17 protein-coding genes are annotated in these 16,147 nt (G+C 70.9%); 4 read left to right on the top strand and 13 right to left on the bottom strand.

Annotated elements, in window-relative coordinates; genetic code table 11:
- The first annotated feature begins 13 nt into the window (after nucleotides 1-13).
- Both GFD30_RS03825 and GFD30_RS03820 read left to right on the top strand, forming a co-directional pair.
- A complete protein-coding gene (locus tag GFD30_RS03825) occupies nucleotides 14-511 on the top strand; it encodes an HAD domain-containing protein (protein WP_153023898.1) in 498 nt (165 codons plus the stop codon).
- Between the two features lie 308 nt (nucleotides 512-819).
- The gene (locus tag GFD30_RS03820) at nucleotides 820-1,224 is read left to right on the top strand and encodes a hypothetical protein (RefSeq protein ID WP_153023897.1); all 405 of its coding nucleotides are present in this window, start codon (nucleotides 820-822) and stop codon (nucleotides 1,222-1,224) included.
- 351 nt (nucleotides 1,225-1,575) lie between these two features.
- Here GFD30_RS03820 and GFD30_RS03815 read toward each other — a convergent pair whose 3' ends face one another.
- The 4 genes from GFD30_RS03815 to GFD30_RS03800 form a co-directional block, all read right to left on the bottom strand.
- On the bottom strand, nucleotides 1,576-3,039 hold the full coding sequence (locus GFD30_RS03815) for a family 43 glycosylhydrolase (protein ID WP_153023896.1): 1,464 nt from the start codon (nucleotides 3,037-3,039) through the stop codon (nucleotides 1,576-1,578).
- 279 nt (nucleotides 3,040-3,318) lie between these two features.
- A complete protein-coding gene (locus tag GFD30_RS03810) occupies nucleotides 3,319-3,678 on the bottom strand; it encodes a hypothetical protein (protein WP_153023895.1) in 360 nt (119 codons plus the stop codon).
- A gap of 311 nt (nucleotides 3,679-3,989) precedes the next feature.
- On the bottom strand, nucleotides 3,990-4,217 hold the full coding sequence (locus GFD30_RS03805; protein WP_153023894.1) for a DUF4287 domain-containing protein: 228 nt from the start codon (nucleotides 4,215-4,217) through the stop codon (nucleotides 3,990-3,992).
- A 51-nt stretch (nucleotides 4,218-4,268) separates the two neighbouring features.
- The gene (locus tag GFD30_RS03800; protein ID WP_153023893.1) at nucleotides 4,269-4,940 is read right to left on the bottom strand and encodes a DUF998 domain-containing protein; all 672 of its coding nucleotides are present in this window, start codon (nucleotides 4,938-4,940) and stop codon (nucleotides 4,269-4,271) included.
- 70 nt (nucleotides 4,941-5,010) lie between these two features.
- Here GFD30_RS03800 and GFD30_RS03795 point away from each other — a divergent pair, with 70 nt between their 5' ends.
- Together GFD30_RS03795 and GFD30_RS03790 are read left to right on the top strand one after the other, a co-directional pair.
- Nucleotides 5,011-6,102, top strand: a complete 1,092-nt coding sequence (locus GFD30_RS03795; RefSeq protein WP_322632915.1) for a LysR family transcriptional regulator — start codon at nucleotides 5,011-5,013, stop codon at nucleotides 6,100-6,102.
- Nucleotides 6,103-6,201: 99 nt separating this feature from the next.
- Nucleotides 6,202-6,978 (top strand): cytochrome c biogenesis CcdA family protein, encoded by a 777-nt coding sequence (locus GFD30_RS03790; RefSeq protein ID WP_153023892.1) that lies wholly within the window; start codon nucleotides 6,202-6,204, stop codon nucleotides 6,976-6,978.
- 22 nt (nucleotides 6,979-7,000) lie between these two features.
- On the opposite strand, the gene GFD30_RS03785 is transcribed toward GFD30_RS03790, so the two are convergent.
- The 9 genes from GFD30_RS03785 to GFD30_RS03745 all read right to left on the bottom strand — a co-directional run bounded on the left by GFD30_RS03785 (nucleotide 7,001) and on the right by GFD30_RS03745 (nucleotide 16,025).
- Entirely contained in the window at nucleotides 7,001-7,582 is a 582-nt protein-coding gene (locus GFD30_RS03785) for a redoxin domain-containing protein (RefSeq protein WP_153023891.1), read from the bottom strand.
- Between the two features lie 453 nt (nucleotides 7,583-8,035).
- Complete coding sequence (locus GFD30_RS03780) at nucleotides 8,036-9,187, bottom strand: NAD(P)/FAD-dependent oxidoreductase (RefSeq protein WP_153023890.1); 1,152 nt, start codon at nucleotides 9,185-9,187, stop codon at nucleotides 8,036-8,038.
- An 82-nt stretch (nucleotides 9,188-9,269) separates the two neighbouring features.
- Nucleotides 9,270-10,211, bottom strand: a complete 942-nt coding sequence (locus GFD30_RS03775; protein ID WP_153024043.1) for a sigma-70 family RNA polymerase sigma factor — start codon at nucleotides 10,209-10,211, stop codon at nucleotides 9,270-9,272.
- Nucleotides 10,212-10,405: 194 nt separating this feature from the next.
- Nucleotides 10,406-10,999, bottom strand: coding sequence for a hypothetical protein (locus tag GFD30_RS03770; protein WP_153023889.1), 594 nt, complete (start codon nucleotides 10,997-10,999; stop codon nucleotides 10,406-10,408).
- A gap of 196 nt (nucleotides 11,000-11,195) precedes the next feature.
- On the bottom strand, nucleotides 11,196-11,825 hold the full coding sequence (locus GFD30_RS03765; protein ID WP_227995809.1) for a sugar nucleotide-binding protein: 630 nt from the start codon (nucleotides 11,823-11,825) through the stop codon (nucleotides 11,196-11,198).
- A 298-nt stretch (nucleotides 11,826-12,123) separates the two neighbouring features.
- Nucleotides 12,124-12,789, bottom strand: coding sequence for a GAP family protein (locus tag GFD30_RS03760; protein WP_194201836.1), 666 nt, complete (start codon nucleotides 12,787-12,789; stop codon nucleotides 12,124-12,126).
- 163 nt (nucleotides 12,790-12,952) lie between these two features.
- The gene (locus tag GFD30_RS03755; RefSeq protein WP_194201835.1) at nucleotides 12,953-13,582 is read right to left on the bottom strand and encodes a copper resistance CopC family protein; all 630 of its coding nucleotides are present in this window, start codon (nucleotides 13,580-13,582) and stop codon (nucleotides 12,953-12,955) included.
- Nucleotides 13,583-13,626: 44 nt separating this feature from the next.
- Nucleotides 13,627-15,288: a copper resistance CopC/CopD family protein gene (locus GFD30_RS27465; protein ID WP_265575389.1), complete on the bottom strand. Its 1,662-nt coding sequence runs from the start codon at nucleotides 15,286-15,288 to the stop codon at nucleotides 13,627-13,629.
- Complete coding sequence (locus GFD30_RS03745; protein ID WP_153023884.1) at nucleotides 15,288-16,025, bottom strand: YcnI family copper-binding membrane protein; 738 nt, start codon at nucleotides 16,023-16,025, stop codon at nucleotides 15,288-15,290. The genes GFD30_RS27465 and GFD30_RS03745 overlap by 1 nt, the downstream gene beginning before the upstream one ends.
- Nucleotides 16,026-16,147: the final 122 nt, after the last annotated feature.

The following is a 16,147-nucleotide window of genomic DNA, read 5'->3' as shown; positions in this document are numbered from 1 at the left end:
TAATGAGCGGGACATGACCGATCACGACAAGAAACCGCTGCTGTTCCTCGATGTGGACGGGACCCTGATCCCGTTCGGACGGCACCAACGGCATGCACCCCTCGACACCACGTCAGACTCCTATCTTTCGAGGCTCGATCCACAGACCGGGACTCGACTCGCGGCACTGCCCTGCCAACTGGTCTGGGCTACCACCTGGGAGAACGAAGCGAATACAGAGGTCGCACCTCGGATCGGGCTACCGCCGCTGCCGGTGGTGCACTGGCCGCAGCCCACATCGGCAGGTGAACTCGAAGACCAGTGGTTCAACCTGCATTGGAAGACCCGGCCCTTGGTCACCTGGGCGGCCGGGCGCCCGTTCGTCTGGGTCGACGATGAGATCAACGAAGCCGACGAGACCTGGGTCGCCGCACACCACCCCGGAGGCGCCCTCCTCCACCGCGTCGAAGCCGCTCAAGGAATCATCGATGCCGATCTGAAGACCATCGAGAAATGGCTGAAGGCGACATAGCCGGCACGAAGCTCGGAGGCCGGCAGAATGCTCCCGGTGCCACGCACGGAGGCGATCCTCTCCAGAAAACGCGCCGATACCCGGTCATGCATCAGGGCTTCACCAAGTTCGCCGCTGTTCTCATCTGCTGGTGACGACTTGCAGGTACCTCTGGGCCGTACCGGTGTGAGATGACCACGGTGGCGACGAGCCAGGAGGCCCCGCGATCGGCCTGGAGCTCATGACGCCTGGCTCCGAGTTGTAGTCTTCCGCCCGGTGGAGCGACCATCGCGAGCTGACGAGATCGAGGACCGATTCAGGAGGGTCATGTGGAGGACGAAGAGCTCATACGATTCTCTGAAATCGATATAGACGACGTCGACTATGCGGTCAAGATGTTGTCGATGGATGAACTTGTTGCGGCTCACGAGCTTTCGAAGGAGCGGCGTTGGGGAGCCGCTTGGAGTTCAACTGATGCTCTGAGAGCGGAGGTGGATCCGTCCTCCCCGACGTTTCTGCTCCCTGCCATGAGAAATGCGGCTGGTGACATGGAGGTCGAGTCCTTGCGTTGCCATCTCTGGTTTCTTCCTCGTCAGGGGCCAAAGCTCGGTCGCGCAACGACCTTCGATATCGAGCTCACTCGCTTTCGAGGACTTCGCGAAGTTCCCCAGGACAAGGCCTCCGCCGCTTTGAGACTCCTGATCGCCTGGCACCCTCTTTCTACCACCGGTTAGCTCAACAGGTCAGCTTGGGGCATTGGCCTTTGGCGACTGTTTCGACCACGCGCGGTTGCCGCGGCCCAGCCCATTGGTTCCGGGGCGTTTCGTCTGCTTGCCCGGGTCATGACGGGCGGCTCGGCGACGGTTCTGGGTGTCCTTGGGCCGGCCGGGGCCGGGCCGGGCGGGTTTCACGACACTGGCGGGACGCAGCGCAAGATAAGCAGGTCAATACATAAGTTTATCAGCTCGATGTCGCTTGGTGGATGGGTATGTCCGGTTGCTTCGCCTGGTGCGGCGGCGCGGTCGGGTCCGGTTGGGAGCCGGAGCCGTGCGCGCGCCGCCGTCATCGGGCGGGTGGTCGTGATGTCAGGCGATTCTCCATTGCTGGGCGGCGTTGTTGAGGCAGGTCCATTGCCGCACTTCGGCTCCGGGCTGGGTTCCGAAGTTGTAGTTGTCGAGGCACAGTCCGCTGTAGCGGTTGACGAGGTTCACGTAGCCGCCGCCGGCGTCCACGACGCGCCATTGCTGCACGGTCTGGTTGTTGCACGTCCATTGCCGCACTTCGGCTCCGGGCTGGGTTCCGAAGTTGTAGTCGTCGAGGCACAGGCCGCTGTAGAGGTTGAGGATCGCGTGGTACCCGTTGCCGAGGTCGTTGAGGTGCCAGTCCTGGACGGCGTAGTCGTTGCACGTCCACTGCCGGACCTCCGCGCCGGGCTGGGTGCCCCAGTTGTAGTCGTCGAGGCAGAGGTTGCTGTGCCGGTTGCGGATCGCCGCGGGCGGGACGTTCGGTTCGCCCGAGGGCCCCTGCAGGACGGTCGTGGTGGCGACCGGGACGCCCAGGTTCGGGGTGCCGTCGGCGTTCCACGAGATCTTCTGGACCCGAGTCGTACGCGTCGTGCCGCACCCGTCCGACGCCGAGTCGTTGGCGTGGTACGCGATCCACGTCTCCGTCCCGTCCGGCGAGGTGAAGAACGAGTGGTGCCCGGGCCCGTAGACGCCGGCCGCGTCGTTGCGCTGGAACAGCGGCGTCGAGCGCTTGGTCCACGAGCTCATCTGGAGCGGGTTCGACCCGGTGTACTCGAGCATCCCGATCTTGTAGTTCGGCCCGTTGCAGTGGCTGGCCGAGTAGGTCAGGAACGTGCGCCCGCCCCGCTGCAGGGCGAAGGAGCCCTCGTTGACCGCGCCGTTCTGCGTCTCCCACGACAGGGTCGGCGCCGAGATGCGGGTGCCGTGCGCGCTCGCGGTCCACGGGTTCGACATGGGTGCGATGTACAGCGACTGGAGGCCGTCGCCGGCGAACGCGGAGAAGGTCATGTACAGGTTGCCGTTCAGGCGCAGCGGGGCCGCGTCGATCGCCCACCCGTTGTTCGGCATCAGGTCGAGGATGCCGAGCTTGGTGTAGGGGCCCATCGGGTCGGCGCCGGCGCTCTGGGCGACGTGGGTGCGGCGGGCGGCGCAGCACTGCTCGACCGAGTAGTACAGGTACCAGCGCCCGTCGAGCATCTCCAGGTGCGGCGCCCACATCGTGTCGCCGCCGGTGTCGACCACGACCTGCTCGGGCGCGGTCTTCAGGCCGGCGATGGTCGCCGACTTGCGCATGACCACCTGGGACGACCAGGTCGTCGCCACGTAGTAGTAGAAGCCGTTGTGCTGGACGAGCGTCGGGTCGGCGCTGTTGGGCACGTCCACCACCGGGTTGGTGAACGACGTGCCCGGCGCCGCTTCAGCGCGATCGGCGCCGGCGAAGACGAGGACGGACAGGGCGAGGATCGAAGCCGTGATGAGCACGGCGGTCTTTCGGAACACGGCACGCGGATGGATCGTCGGCATGACTTCTCCTGGTGAGGAGGTGAGGGACCGCGCGGATGCGCGGCAGGGTACTTGGTGGCCACCAGGTGATGTTCACGCTAACACGATAGAGGTCCCCGGTCAATGAAGTGACATGTTTGGATACAAGGGGCGGCTCTCGCCGCGCGAACCGGGCTGAACCGCAGCTTGTCCACGCGCTCGGGGCGTGCCGGGAGCGTGCAGTCGACGCCTGGAAGACCGGGCCTGAACGCTTGCACGGCAGTGCCTCCGTGTCCGGCGTCGCATTCGAGCGGACTTCGGTCAGTACATCATTTCCGGCCGCTTGCCGTGGCGCTCTTGATAGGCCGCCTTGATCTCCTCCGCGACGTCCTCCCCCGCGTGGAGCCGCACGAGCAGCGGTACGAGCCAGTCGAGTTCGGCCGCTTGGAACTCCATGTCGAACTGCGGGTTCAGCCCGGTCCGGTCCTCGTCGAGCACGTTCCCGAGCGGCACGAGCCCCCCGACGTTCACCACGTGCGGACCGATCGAGAACGCCAGCACCGAGTCCGCACCGTTCGGTTCCACCCCGACCTCGATCGGATGCGGATAACCGCCGCCCGACCCGGTCCGCGCCACCACGATGAATCTCGGCGGCGCCGCGCGCTTCCGTTGTCTCCCCATGCGCCCATTCGAACACACGACCGCATCGTGCGCGGGCCGGGCCCGGACGGGCCCGGAGCGGAACCCTCGGGCTGCGTCCCGAACCGCTCGCGCGGGCGGGGCCGACGTCCACCGTCACGGAAGACGATGCGGCGCCGGCCGCCCCGGATGCGGTCGTCCGGGGTTCGGCCGGCGGCCCGCTGGTCGGTGCGGGCGCCCGTGTCAGGAAGGGAACAGTCGCTCAGCCCGCCGCCGGCTCCGGTGGCGAAGGCCCGTTCGACGACTGAGCCGAGGCCAGTCCAGGATGGATGACCGCTCCGGTCAGGCGGGCATCACGCCCGATCCGGCGCGGGCCATTTCCCCGGGTTGAGGTGGTAGGAGGTCAGGGCGGTGGCGTGTCCGTGGCCGAGGCCGTGTTCGGACTTGAGCCAGTCGACGAGCGCTTTGTGGCCGGTGAGACCGCTGGCCTTCATGTCGCTGAGCCAGTCGGCGATCGGCCGCCCGTACTTCTGCTCGATCGCGGGGAAGTAGGAGGTCGGCCCCTTGGACTGTGCGTTCATTGTCGTACTCCTTTGGAATGCGGGTGTCGTCGGTGGGGAAACGGGGCGGCGCTACCGGTGCGTCCGGAGCTGCTGGAGCGTGACGGCCGACGCCCACAGCCAGATGAGCGCGCCGCCGGCGAGCATCGCCCGGAAGTCGGCCGCGGCGAAGGAGGTCACGATGAGAACCAGGTACAGGGCCGGAACGGCGTAGCAGGCCGCGCGCCATCCGGTCCGGCGCTCGGCGCGGAATCGGCGTGCGAAGACGAAGCAGGCGGCGAGCAGCGTCAGCCCGGCCCCGGGCGCGGCGAACGCGTGCAGGATGCTGTGCCAGCTCTGCTCGGCGGGAGCGCCGTCGGGAGTCCCGATCGGATAACCGAAGGCCGGGTCGGCGACGAAGACGCCGCCCCAGACCAGAGCGATCCCGTACAGGCCGAACAGGCGCGGTCCCCACTTGGAGGCGGGGCCCCCGGCGAGCGCGCGGCGCAGCCCCACGGCTCCCGCCAGGGCCAGCAGGCCGGAGACGATGAAGTTGGCGATCTGGAGCCAGCCGAGGTCGCCGAGGCTGAGCAGGCTCAGCGGGTGCACGACGGGGTCGAATCCTTCGCGGGTCGCGGCTTGGGCGACGGTGAGGCCGACGAACAGCGGTCCGGCGGCGACGCCGCACCCGAGCAGGCCGCGGACGAGGGCGGTGTCGGTCGCCGCCGGGGCGGCCGGGGACAGGGTGGCGGTCGCGGTGGTCATGTGTGCGCTCCTTGGGACGGGTAATTGCGGTTGTGTTCAGATGGACGAGGCGGCGGCCGCGGATTCATCGGTGGCGACGACCGTCACCAGTGAAGTGCGGCGGCCTCGAGACGCGCGGCCGGGCAGCGGTCCCGCGGTCGGTCGTGCCGGATCCCTTCCGGTTCCCGGCACCGCCGTCCGGCACCTCGTGCGAAGACCACTCTGCGTCCGGCCTGCGCCGCCATCAAGACCGTTCCGGGCTACAGTCGTTGCGTCCGACGCAACGATGGAGGCCGACGTGCTCGAACGCACCGACATCGAAGTGCTCTTGACCCTCGCCGACGAGCTGCACTTCGGTCGCACCGCCGATCGGCTGCGGCTGTCGACCGGGCAGGTCAGCCGTATCGTCAAACGCCTCGAGCGCCGCATCGGGGCGCCCTTGTTCACCCGCACCAGCCGCACTGTGGCCCTCACTCCGATCGGCGAGCGGCTCGTCGTCGACCTGCGGCCGCTCGTCGCGCAGATCGACGAAGCCGAGCGGCGCGCGATCGATTCCGGACGCGGCATCGACGGTGAGCTGCGCGTCGGCTTCGTCGGCGCGGCCGCCAGCCAGGCCCTCCTCAAGGCCGTCGCCCGGTTCGGCGATCGGCATCGGGACTGCCAGGTCCGCATTCACGAAGCGCAGCTTCACGACGCCTGCGAGCGCGTCATGTCCGGGCAGCTCGACGTGTTGATCACCGCCCTGCCGGTGGAAGGGGTGCGGGTCGGGCCGGTGCTGTTCACCGAGCCGCTCGTGCTGGCCGTCCCCGAAGGCGACCGGCTCGCGCGCGGGAGGGAGACGACTCGTGAGGCGTTCGCGGCCCGTCCGGTCATCCAGCCGAAGGGCCTCCCCGATGAGGCGATCCGCTACCGCATCCCGGCCGTGACCCCCTCCGGCCGCCCGGTCCGGCCCGGGCCGACGGCGGAGACCTTCTCCGAGATCCTGGCACTGGTGGCGACGGGACAGGGCATCTGCCCGGTCGGGGCGCACGCCGCGCGCTTCCATCCCCGCCCGGGTGTGGCCTACCTGCCGATCACCGACGCACCCGAACTCCAATGGGCACCGGTCTGGTTGGAGTCCAACGAGACCAGCCGTGTTCGCGCCTTTGTGGAGTGTGCGGCGCAGGACGTGCACGACGGCTGACGTCCGGGCGGCGGAGCCGATGCGGGCCGGGGGCGCGAGTTCAGCGGATTGTAAGGATGATTCGCGTGTTCGGCGGCGCCGCAGCGGGACAATTCCTTCATGGACGAACTCCCCTTCGCGTTCGCGCTCATCGCCGGCGCGGTCGCCGCGGTGAACCCCTGCGGGTTCGCCCTGCTACCGGTCTACGCCGGCTTCCTCATCGGCGGCGAACCGGGAGAGCAGGTGACGCGGGGGCGGGCCCTCGCCAGGGCGGGCCTGTTCTCGCTGGCCGTGACGACCGGATTCGTCGCGGTCTTCGGCGCCTTCGGCCTCGTCATCTCCTTGGTCGCGGTGAACCTGGCGGGGATCCTGCCGTGGATCACCGTCGGCGTCGGGGCGGCGGTCGCGATCGTCGGCGTGTGGCTGCTGCTCGGGCGGGAGCTGCCCTCGTTCCTGCCGCGCATCGGCGGCCGCACGGTCCACCGCTCGCTCGGCTCGATGACGGTGTTCGGCCTGCTGTACGCGCTCGCCTCGCTGTCGTGCACCGTCGCCCCGTTCCTGGCGGTCACGGCGCAGACCTTCCAGTCGGCGTCCGTCCTCGGCGGGGTCCTGGTGTTCCTGACGTACGCACTCGGCATGGCGCTGGTCGTCGGCGCCGTCTCGGTCGCGATCGCGCTGGCGCGCCAGGGACTGGTCGCCTGGATGAGGCGGCAGTACTCGAAGGTGACGCGGGCGGTCGGCGTCCTGCTCCTCGCCGCCGGCCTGTACGTGGCGTACTACGGCTGGTGGGACATGCGGGTCCTCGCCGGCGGCGACCCGTCCGACCCGGTCGTCGAAGGGGCACGGACGGTGCAGCGGTTCCTCGAGGAGACGGTGCGGTCGGTGCTCGGCGGCTGAACGCGGCGGTCGCGCGCCGGGGTCAGGAGAGGTCCGCGACCTTCGCTTCGAGCTCGTCGCCGGAGAAGGAACCGCTGTCGACGATCGCTCCCGCGGAGTCCAGCAGCACGTACGTGCTCTGCGAGGTCACGCCGAACCGGGTCCACAGCTCGCCGTCGGGGCTCTGCAGATGCGTCGCATCCTCCGTGCCGGTGTCCTCGACGAATTCCTGGCGGTCGCGATCGGTGCTGTCGTGGTACAGGCCGGTTCCGGCGATGCCGACGACGGCGACCCGGTCCCCGTGCGCATCGATCAGCGCCGCGACGTCCGGTCCCTGGCTCTGGCAGATCGGGCAGTCCTCCTGCCAGAACCACAGCACCGCAGGGGAACCGGCGAGCGACGCGCCCTCGAAGTCATCGCCGTCCACTGTGGTTGCGGTGAAGTCGAGGAGCTCGGGAACGGCCGCAGCCGCCTCGGAGGTCGATTCGGCGGACGACTCGACGGCGTCCTGTGTGGACGCAGCCGGGTCCGTGGTGTCGGCCTCGGGTTCTCCTGAACCGCAAGCGGCGAGAACGAGAACAGCCGATGCGGCGACGGCCGCCGCGCGGATGGCGGAGCGAATCATCGCGGCCTCCCTTTCGTCAATTGTGCCACCGCTCCATCCTGCCGGTTCGGTTCGCCGTCGGGAGCGCTGGAATCCTTACGATCCGATGAAGAACCGCCGGGTGACGCCGACCCGCGGGCGGAGGCCCCGCGTCGGCGTCGCATCACCCGGACACCGGTCTGGCCTCACCGCGATCCCGTCCCCCGCCTTCGCATCGCCGACGACAACCCGGCCGACTCCGATATGGACTCCCGAGCGTTCGCTGCGGTGACCGGAGTGTCCATGGTCTCCGCGCGGTCTTTCCATGCTGGTGTCGAAGTGGACGGCGTCGTCGTCGAGTCCGCCGGTGCGGACGGCGGGTTCAGCGGCTTCGGTTCCCGCTGAACACGCCGTCCAGAGGCTCCCCGACCGCGGCCCAGGGTCCTCTGGACGACCCGAACCGCCCCGATGCTCCGCTTTCGACTCGGCCCTCCGCTAGGCCGGTCGCAGGGCGTCGCCGGGAACGGCGGCGGCCCGGCGTGCGGGCAGGTCGTGTGCGAAGGACCAGACCGCGATGCGGCACAGCGCTTCCTTGTACCGCGAGGCCGCCTTTCCGGTCAGGTACGTCCGCTTCGGACGGTCGTCCGCGGTGACGAACTGCACGACGGCGTCCGCGCGGCCGATGCTGATCGTCTGGTGGAAGTACCGGATGCGCAGGCGCGGCGGGCGACGGCTCGTCAACCGGGCCGCGATGTGGCCGGCGGCGATCCAGGCGGTCGGCATCCCGGAGGAGCACGACATCCGCAGCGCCCGCCCTCCCGGGCCCTCGGCCCAGGCGGCATCGCCGATGACGTCGACGTCCGGGTGCGAGAGCGACCGCATCGCACGGTCGACCGGCACCCGGCCGCAGTCGTCCGTGTCCAGCCCGGCCGCGGCCGCGATCGGGTTCGCCGCGAATCCGGTCGCGGCGATCGACACCTGCGCCGGCACGAGGACTCCCTCGCGTGCGACCGCGCCGGCGGCGGTGAACCGGTCGACCCGGACGCCCTCGAGCACGTCGATGCCGAGGCGGTCGAACCCCCGGCGCAGATGCTCTCGGGCTCCGGGGACGAGCCAGTCGCCCAACCCGCCGGCGGTCGCCAATGCGACCGCGAGTCCGGGTCGGGACTCGGCGATCTCCGCGGCGATCTCCAGGCCGGTCAGGCCCCCGCCGACGACGAGGACCCGGTCGCCCTCGCCCGCCCGTGCGAGCCTGTCGCGCAGGCGAACCGCCGCACCGGGCGAGCCCGCGTTCCACGCGTGCGCCTCGGCGCCGGGCATCGCGGCGGCGGCGCTGCCGAGTGCGTAGACGAGCGTGCCGTACCCGAGCTCGCCCGCATCGGTGAGGACGGTGCGCCGGTCCACGTCGACGGCGGCGACCCGGGCGACGCGCACCCGCACCCCGGTCCCTGCGAGCAGATCGGCGAGGCGGTGGCGGGGCAGGTCCTGCCCGGCGGCGAGCTGGTGGAGCCTGATGCGTTCGATGAAGTTGGGCGTGTCGTTGACCAGGACGATCTCGGTGCCGGTGCCGCGCAGCAGGGTGCTGAGCCTGCGGGCGGCGGTGAGGCCGGCGTATCCGGCCCCGAGCACGAGTACACGGTGTTGCATTGCTTCCTCCTCGGCTGTCGTGACGCCGCTTGAAGAACCAGCGCGGCGGTTCCTGACAGGCCGAAGCCGGATGCGGTGCAGATCACCACGATTCGACGAGTGGAGCCTCAGCGGCGCGACTGCGCCACTGGCGGTCGAGGTAGGCGAGTTTGGCGGGGTCGGCGAAGGTGCGGACGGCCGCGATCCTCCCCTCCACGAGAGACAGCGCCATGACGCCGGCGACATGGTCGTCGACGACCGCGACCAGCGCGGGCGAGCCGTTGACGACCGCCGCGTGCACGGCCGGCGCGCCTCCGAGCAGCCGCCGCTTGCCGGGCGTGGGCTTGTACGCGGCCCGCAGGTAGGAGGCGATGCGCTCGGCGCCGACGTACTCGTACGGGATGGTCGGGACGGTGCCGCCGCCGTCGCCGGTCGCCGTGGCGTCGTCGCGCAGCAGCGCGACCAGGCGCTCGGTGCGGCCCGAGGCCGCGGCGTCGAGGAACGCCTCGGCGACCGCTCGGGCCGCGGCCGCGTCCACCCGGTCCTCGCGCCGGACCTCGCCGATGCGTTCGCGTGCCCGGTGCAGGTGCTGCTGGCTGGCGGCCTCGGTGATGTCCAGGATCCGGGCGATCTCGCGATGGCTGTGCGAGAACGCCTCGCGCAGCACGTAGACGGCCCGTTCGACCGGTTTCAGCCGTTCGAGGAGGACGAGCACGGCCAGCGACACCGACTCGTGCAGCTCGGCGGTCGCGGCGGGGCCGCCGAGCAGCGGATCGCCGTCGAGGACGGGCTCGGGCAGCCACTGCCCGAACGAGCGCTCGCGCCGCACGCGCCCGGATGAGAGCCGGTCGAGGCACAGGTTCGTCAACGCCTTCGTCAGCCAGGCCTCGGGCGATCGGATCCCGGCGCGGTCGGCGGCCTCCCAGCGCAGGAATGCGTCCTGCACCGCGTCCTCGGCCTCGGACGCCGAGCCGAGGAGGCGGTAGGCGATGGCTCCCAGCCGATGTCTGGCGGCCTCGAACAGCTCCACCTCGCGCGCGGTCAGCGGCATGCGCCGATCCTAACCGGGCGACGCGGCCTCGCCGGCGGGCTCGGTGAGTGCACAGTGGCGTACGGCTCAACCTGATCTCCGGGCGTTCCCGGCCGCGTGGACCACCGGCATCGCCCCCCGCTCCGGCACATCGGTGCCGGTCCGAGGCTCGTGACGGACCGTTCGAAGCCGGGAGCGCCCGGCCGGTCCTATTGCTCGACCTGGAACCGCTTGAAGCCCGCGAACGGGGCGGTGTTCTCGGTGGTTCCGGCCGGCGCGCCGGGATCGCCGGTGACGAGCGTGAACTCGCCGCTCCAGGGCTGTTCGAGGAACGCCGCGGGACTGGTGATGCCCTCGGCGGTGAGCGTGCCCTTCAGCTGTTGCTCGGCTCGCAGGCTGCCGGCCGGGTCTTCGACGGTGAGCTTGAGCGTGAGCTCCATGCGGCCGGTGTAGGCCGGGGGCAAGGCGGCGGTGGCGTCGAGGACGACCTCCGCGTTGCCGACCAGTTCGAACTGGATGTCGCCGTAGGTCTCGGATTCGCCCTCCAGGGACAGGCCGATGATCGGGGTGCTCACCTCGGCGGCCTCCCGGGCGAGCCCGGCGGTGAGCTCGCCTTCCAGCTCCACCGGTTCGTCGGCGTCGCCCGACTGCTCCAGGGCGGCCCACTCGACTATCGCTTCCGTCGGCCATGTGCGGGGCTCGGCGACCGGGGCGCCGGCGGCGCCACTCCCGACCGCCAGGGCCAGGCATGCGCCTGTGGCCGCCGCCGCGAGTCGGGCCCGTCTGTCGTGCGTCTTGGTCATGCTCGTACCTTTCAGTGCGCGAAGACTACTCATGGTCATGTATCAGTTTCGCGCAGTCACCCTCGCGTGCGGGCCGCAATGCCGCCGCGCCCGAACGCGGGAGGCCTGACTCGTCTGTCGGGTTTCCGACAGTGACGAAGGGCCGAGCGCGGATTCGACGGTTCAAGGGCGTCTCGCATGGGACACGCCGGTCCCGTCAGCGCCTGAAGTCCCCCGCGGCGATGATGTCGTCGTAGCCCGAGCGGTAGTCGGGGTATCGCAACGTTCCGAGCAGCGCCTTCAGTCGCCTGCCGGAGATGATGTGCCCGCTGGGCCCGGTCGGCAGCGCCGGCGGCGGCGGGATCCGAAGCCGCCGGGCGATGTGATCGGCGACCTCGCCGCGCGTGGCCGGATGACCATCGACGGCGTGCAGCGTCGAGGGCGGCGTCGACATGCGCAGCAGTTCATGCAGCGCCCGGACCAGGTCGCTCTCGTGGATCCGGTTGGTGCGCCGGTTGCGGTCGATCGGGAGGCCGCGGGCCACTTGGCGGATCAGATGCTCGCGGCCCGGACCGTAGATGCCCGCCGGGCGGATCACCACGGCGTCGAACAACCGGCGGGCCTCGATCTCGCTGTCCAGAAGTGCTTGCGCGCGTTGACTTGCAGGGGCCGGCGCGTCGTCCTCCGTGAGCTCCCGAGCGCCCGGATCGCCGTCGAACACGCGGGTCGAGGACACCAGGATCACGCGCCGCGGACGTGCGGGCAGGGCCGCCGCGAGGCGGCGCAGCGGGTTCACGAGGTCGGGTGATTCGGGCTCGGTCGCGTCCGGTGTCAGGGTGATGACCATCGAGTCGACCGATGGGAGCGCCACGGCGAGCGGCCGGCGGTAGTCGAGCGCGATTCCCGTGAACGTCCGGGGAAGCGCCTCGATGCCGCGCCGTGCCGCGAACACCCGATGCCCCGATTCGGTCAGCGCTTCACCGAGTCGAATGCCGACCTTCCCGCAGCCGAACAGGAGTACGGAGGACTCGGGGTTCCCCATGACGCGGCCCTCCTCCTCACTCGGTTCACAATTGTCTCACGAGTGATCGGCGCGGCCGACTTCCGAGGCCTCGACTCGATGACGGCCCGTCGGCCGCCGCGGATCAGCCGACCCACAGGAACAGGACGCCGAGGCTCGCGGCGGCTCCCGCGAAGCATGCCGCGGCCGCGAGCGGGCTCGGCTCGGCGATCCCTGAGCTGCGGCCGCTGAGCATCGACTCGAGCTGCTCGCGCAGCTCCTCGTTGAACGCCAGCCCGGCCGCGAGGATCAGCGCCGACGGCAGCGCGTATACCGCGGTGTAGCCCGCGAGGACGGCCACCGCGGCCGGGGCCGCGACGTCGGCGTCGATGAGGCGATCGACGGCCAGGACGACCGGGAACGCGTTCGGGAGGTCGCCGACCGTGGCGAGCATCCCGAACGGCAGCGCGCTCCAGGCGTTCACCCACGGCGGCAGCGCATAGCCCTTGCGCTCGCGGGGCCGGAGCCTGCGCACGCCCATGACCACCAGGGCGATCGCCAAACCGGTGAACAGCAGGCGGCGCAGCCACAGCGTGACCCCGTCCAGCACCGAGTCCGCGAACGACAATCCGAAGTAGCACATCAGCGCGAAGGCCAGGAACGACGCGACCGCCCCGAGCATGAACGCCCACCCGGTCGGCGCCGGGCGCCTCGCGCCGAGCAGGATCACGATGACGATCCAGATCGTGGTGGCGTTGACCGAGTCGAGCAGCGCCAGTCCCGTCAGGCCCCACAGCAGCCCGCCCGTCACCGGACACCGCCCGGCCGGTCGGCGCACGCCGTCGGATCGACTGCGTTGCGGCCCATGCGAATCCCTCCCGAACGGCGCAACCCGCGCCGCACATCGTGTCGAGGCCGGCGCGCGCCGCCCGACCGCACAGTACCCGCCCCGTCCCACGCCACGGCGCCGCGGACTACCGCACCGGTGTCGGGCGCTCCCGTTCTTCGTCGCGGGGCTTCGCGCGCTGCCTGGCCATGAGCATCCAAGCGGCGACGGCCAAGGCGACGAGAAGGGCGACCCCGACGATGGCGGCGGTGTTCGATCCGGTCGATTCGGCACTCGTCTCAGGGTCGGCACCGGCGTCCTGGGCGGCGGCGGTATCGGTCGAGAGCATGTCGGGAATGGACTCGACGCTGAAGGTCAGGGTGCTCTCGAGGCTTTCGCCGCTTTCGAAGACGGCGACGACGGTGACGGTGTACTCGCCCGGTTCGCTGTATCGCATCCGCTGGATGAGGACGGTGTCGTGGACGGCGGGCGGCTCCGTCTCGATCGGCGCCAGGTCGGGACCGGTCACGGTGACCTCGCTGGAGGCGGGGTCGAGCGGTTCGGAGAAGGTCAGCGCGATCTCGCCGGGAGCGGCGTCCAGTGCGGCGCCGTCTTCGGGCGAGGTCGCCCACAGTACGGGTTGCGCGGACGCCGGGGACGGCAGTGCCAAGGCCATGGCGACGGCCCCGAGTACGGCGATCGCGAGACGGGCGGGTGCGGTGCGGCGGCCACGCGATGCGGGACGGCCCTTGGCGTCGTGGTGCTGGTCGGTATACAACGGGATGCTCCTCTGGATTGCGGGGATCGGTGGAATCGGGATCCTCATTGGACCGTGAGGTCGAGGACGGCGGTGTGGGATTCGAATGCGGACGCGCGGACCTGGACGGCGAGCTCCCAAGTCCCGGCGAGCGGAAGGTCGATGACACAGTGGTACTCGCCCGGGCCGAAGTGATGGACCTGGGCGTCGAGGGGCCCGAAGTCGCGTTCGGGCAGGGTCGCGCTGATCGAGGGGACCTCGAGCGGTTCGAGCGGGAGGCCGTCGGCGCCGGTGAGGGTGAGCATGAGCGATTGCGCTCCGGTGCCGTCCACCGTCCCTTCAAGCAGTGCTTCTCCCCCGCCGAGGTCGGCTCGGAGCGCGATGGCCGCCGGTGCCGCGGCGGGCGTTTCAGGCGTGGGGGCGGGTTCGTCGCCGCCCGGTGGCAGGTTGACGAGGACGCCGGTGAGTGCGATGACGCCGGCGACGACCGCGGCTTCGGCGCGGACGAGGCGTCGCAGTCGCGGCAGGGCCGCGGCGGCGCCCGTGCCGCGGATCAGCGGGACGAGCCGGAACCGGTTCCAGGCGGCGAGGCTCATCGCGAGGGCGACGAGGGCGACTTTGACGAGCAGGGCGCGGCCGTGGTCCGAGGCGGCGACGCCGTCCCAGTCGCGGTGGATCGCCCAGGCCATCGCGACACCGCCGGCGCCGAGGGCCGCCACGGTGATCCCGGCCCAGGTCGAGAAGCGCGCGACGACGACCGCGGCGTCATCGGTGCCGACGCGCTCGCGGGCGAGATTCCGGAAGAGGACGAGCAGTCCGGCGAGGCCGCCGGCCCAGACGGCGGCTGCCGCGAGGTGGACCGCGTCGGCGGCGACCATCAGCCAGCGCGGCCCGAAGGCCATCGAGTGTCCGATCAGGATCGGGGCGGCGGCCGCTGCGGCGGCTCCGGTGAGCGCGAGGACATCGCTGGAGCGGCCGCGGCGTCGGGTGAGGGCGGCGTAGGCGAGGCCGAGTCCGGCGGCGGTGGCCGTCAGAGTCAAGAGCGCTCCTGGTTGGACGGTCGGGGTCCAGGCGCCCGGGTCGAGGATCCGGCCGGGCGGCAGGCCGGCGAGGTCGAGGGCGCCGACGGGGACGGCGAGTGCGGCGGTGAGGATCGCGAGCGTCCCGGTGGCCCGCACGAGTCGGTGCCGGGGCCGGGTCGGGGCGAGTTCGCGCGCGATGGCGACGCGGAAGCAGATGGAGCCGCAGCACACGAGCAGTCCGAGGTAGAAGAGGGCGTTGACGGTCTGCACCGGCCAGGGACGGTCGGGTTCGGTGTCGGCGGTGTCGGGCGGCGCGGCCGGAGCGGTGCCGGCGCCGACGGTGAAGGAGAGGACTCCGGATATGGGGTGCGCGTCGGCGGAGATGACGCGCCAGTTCAGGTAATAGGCGCCGTCGTCCAGGTCCGGGAGATCGATGAGGACGGCGGTGCCGCTCGCGGTGGCCGGGACGGTCTGGTCGGTGCCGGCGGCGTCGACGAGTCGGGTCGCGTCGCCCACCGGTTGGACCGCTTCGTTGAAGGTCAGGGTGACCGTCTCGGGCGCGGTGTCGAGGACGGCGCCGTCTTCGGGGTCGGTGGCCAGGAGCACGGCGTGGGCGCTCGCCGGGGCGGCGGGCGCGAGGGCGATGAGGAGGGCCGCCAGGGCGAGCAGGATCGCCCGCCCCGGCGCTGAGGTGCGGCGTCGCATCACGTGGCGTGTCGTCCTCGAATCAGGGCGAAGGCGCCGAGTCCGGCGCCGATCATGCCGATGGCGAGGGCGACATAGGTGACCGGGTCGGTTCCGTCGTCGTCGGCGGCGTCAGTGTCGTCGGTGTCGGTGTCGTCGCCTTCGGCGGCGGCGTCGGCGGCCTCCTCGGATTCGTCGACGTTCGCTGCGGCCGCCACGGTGATCGACGGGGCGGGCGACTCGAGCTCGTCGGGGTTCTGGCCGTCTGCGGGGATCTCGATCCAGGGGTGGTCCCCGATGGTGCAAGTCTGGACGGTCGGGAAGTACAGGGTCTGGTCGGCGGTCTCCTCGGGCAGGCGCAGGGAGAGCTCGAAGGTGTCGCGCAGGCCGTCCGGGAGCGGTGTGATCGCGGTGTAGACGACCTGGTCGACCCGTTCGGTGATCTCGTTGCCGTGGCTGTCGGTGACGGGTTCGGGCAGGTCGGCCATGACCTTCTCGACTTCCCAGTTCGGGTTGACCGTGGGTGTGACGGCGTTGACGGGCTCGGGGATCTGGATGGCGACGGCGGTGGTGGCCTCGCCGTCGCAGCCATGGGGCACGGAGACGGTGAGCACGGTGTAGGAGCCGGCGACGGCGGCGGGGGCCGAGATGCTGACGTGTGCGGCGGACGGCCCGGCGGCGGCCAGGACTGCGAGGACGGCGGCAGCGGCGCCGGCGGCGGCGCGCGCGAGGGCACGCCCGATGACGGTTCGAGGCATGGTGGAAGCGGCTTTCTCGGGAGGTTCGCGGCACTGTCGGGGCCGCGGCGGACGACGGGGGACGGGGCGCGGCCGGTGCCGGGCGGTCCTCGCAGTCCGACCGCACCGACCGCCTGCCGGTG

Origin of the sequence: Glycomyces albidus (assembly GCF_009451885.1) — a bacterium.
Lineage (GTDB): Bacteria > Actinomycetota > Actinomycetes > Mycobacteriales > Micromonosporaceae > Glycomyces > Glycomyces albidus.
This window is presented reverse-complemented; position numbering and strand designations above follow the sequence as displayed.